This window comes from Inquilinus sp. OTU3971 (genome assembly GCF_038440215.1).
Genome location: NZ_JASATH010000396.1, coordinates 1 through 1,989 on the forward strand (window position 1 = coordinate 1; position 1,989 = coordinate 1,989).

Here is a 1,989-nt window from a genome sequence, read left to right on the forward strand (position 1 = left end):
CCCCGGCGCCGCCCGCGGGGGGGGGCCCCACACCCCCCCGCCCCCCCCCCCCCCCCCCCCAGGTCGTTCGCGCCTGCGGCGCGGATCAGTGCAGCTTGCGCGACCACGCCTCGACCTGCCGGTCGGCCTCTTCCTTGGCGATGCCGTAGCGCTCCTGGATCCGGCCGACCAGCTGGTCGCGCCGGCCGTCGAGCACGTCGAGGTCGTCGTCGGTCAGCTTGCCCCATTGCTCCTTGGCCTTGCCCTTCACCTGCTTCCACTGGCCTGAAATCTGATCCCAGTTCATCGCGATCTCCTGTCGTGACGTGGTCAGGCCCGGATCAAAGCGAGTCCGCTCTCCGGGTCCAGTGCCTTGCGCAGATAGGCCGGCGCCTCGGTGACGATCAGCTCCAGCGTCGGCCGCACCCGGGCCTCGGCCAGATGGCCGGCCAGGGCGGTGCCGTCGCGGCGGCCGAGCACCAGATGCACATGCAGCGCCGGCTTGCCCTCGGGCGACACCGCGACGTCGCCGAGCAGCGACGCCACCTCGACCTGCTCCTTCACCGGGATCGGCAGGTACTCCTTCCGCTCCCAGTCGAAATAGCGCAGCCCGGCCTCGCTGAAGGCGCCGATGCCGGTGATCTGGGCCGCGGTCAGCCGCTCCGCCTCGGCGAAGCGCTGCAGGCTCTCCATCACCGCCTCCCCGGTCTCGAGGATGACGGCGAAGACCCTCTGGCCGTCGGCCGCGTGCAGTTGCTTGACGATCATCCGTCGCTCCCGTGGCACTCGGGAAGGCAACGGGGCGGCGGGGACAGGCGTTCCGCTGTCCTAGACGTCGACGCGCCGGATCCGGGCGCCGCAGCGGCGCAGCCGTTCGACCAGGGTGTCGTAGCCGCGGTCGACATGCTCGACCCCGTGCAGCGTGCTGGTGCCTAGGGCGCCGAGGGCCGCGATCAGCAGGCCGGCGCCGGCGCGGATGTCGGTCGCCGTCACCTCCGCCCCGTGCAGCGCCGGGACGCCGCGGATCACCGCGTGGTTGCGCACCACCCGGATGTTCGCGCCCATGCGCTGCAGCTCCGGCACATGGCGGAAGCGGTTCTCGAACAGGGTCTCGGTGACCATCGCCGCGCCCTCGGCGCAGGACAGGAGCGCCATGGCCTGGGGCTGCAGGTCGGTGGCGAAGCCGGGATAGGGCTGGGTCATGATGTCGACGCCGACGAGCCCGCCGGTGCCCCGGCGGGCGGTGATCACGCCATCGGCCGATTCGATCTCGATCCCCGCATCCTCGAACACCGGCAGCGCCGCGCTCAGCAGCTCGGTTGAGGCCCCGGCCAAGTGCAGCTCGCCATTCGTGGCGGCGGCGGCGCAGATCAGGGTGCCGAGCTCGATCCGGTCCGGCAGCACGTCATAGGTGGCGCCGTGCAGCCGGTCGACGCCCGTGACGTGCAGCGTGTCGGTGCCGATGCCCTCGATGGGGGCGCCCATCGCCGCCAGGCAGCGGGCGAGGTCGGTGACCTCCGGCTCCCGCGCCGCGTTGGTGATGCTGGTCTCGCCCTTCGCCAGCGTCGCCGCCAGCATCAGGTTCTGGGTGGCGCCGACCGAGGGGAAGGGCAGCACGATCGCGGCGCCGCGCAGGCCGCCGGGCGCGCTCAGCACCACCTCGCCGCCCTCGATCTCGGCGACAGCACCCATCTGGCGGAAGCCGGCGAGGTGGAAGTCGACCGGCCGCAGGCCGATGGCGTCGCCGCCGGGCAGCGGCAGGGCGATCCGGCCCAGCCGGGCCAGCGCCGCGCCGGCGATCAGGAAGGAGGCGCGCATGCGGGCGACCAGGGCCGAATCGACCCGGCCGGTGCCGAAACCGGCGCCGCCCATGGTGCCGGCCAGGGCCGGGCCGCTCTCGTCCCAGGACACCTCGACGCCGAGCTCGGCCAGGATGCCGGCCAGGATGGCGACGTCGAGGATGCGCGGCAGGTTGCGCAGCGTCAGCCGCTCGTCGGTCAGCGCGGCGCA

General features: G+C 73.3%; 3 protein-coding genes. All 3 read right to left on the reverse strand.

The window, feature by feature from the left end; genetic code table 11:
- Positions 1-85: 85 nt before the first annotated feature.
- Positions 86-286 carry a CsbD family protein gene (locus AAHM41_RS40030; protein WP_342242225.1) on the reverse strand — a complete coding sequence of 67 codons (201 nt, stop codon included), beginning with the start codon at positions 284-286 and terminating at the stop codon, positions 86-88.
- Between the two features lie 23 nt (positions 287-309).
- Entirely contained in the window at positions 310-747 is a 438-nt protein-coding gene (locus AAHM41_RS40035; RefSeq protein ID WP_342242226.1) for a PPC domain-containing DNA-binding protein, read from the reverse strand.
- 60 nt (positions 748-807) lie between these two features.
- Positions 808-1,989: UDP-N-acetylglucosamine 1-carboxyvinyltransferase (murA, locus tag AAHM41_RS40040; RefSeq protein ID WP_342242227.1), on the reverse strand; the 1,182-nt coding region annotated here is incomplete at its 5' end.

What these genes read in the sequence shown, in the direction of transcription:
- AAHM41_RS40035 (WP_342242226.1), bottom strand. Translation starts at nt 747, where the DNA reads ATGATCGTCAAGCAACTGCACGCGGCCGACGGCCAGAGGGTCTTCGCC.
- AAHM41_RS40030 (WP_342242225.1), bottom strand. Translation starts at nt 286, where the DNA reads ATGAACTGGGATCAGATTTCAGGCCAGTGGAAGCAGGTGAAGGGCAAG.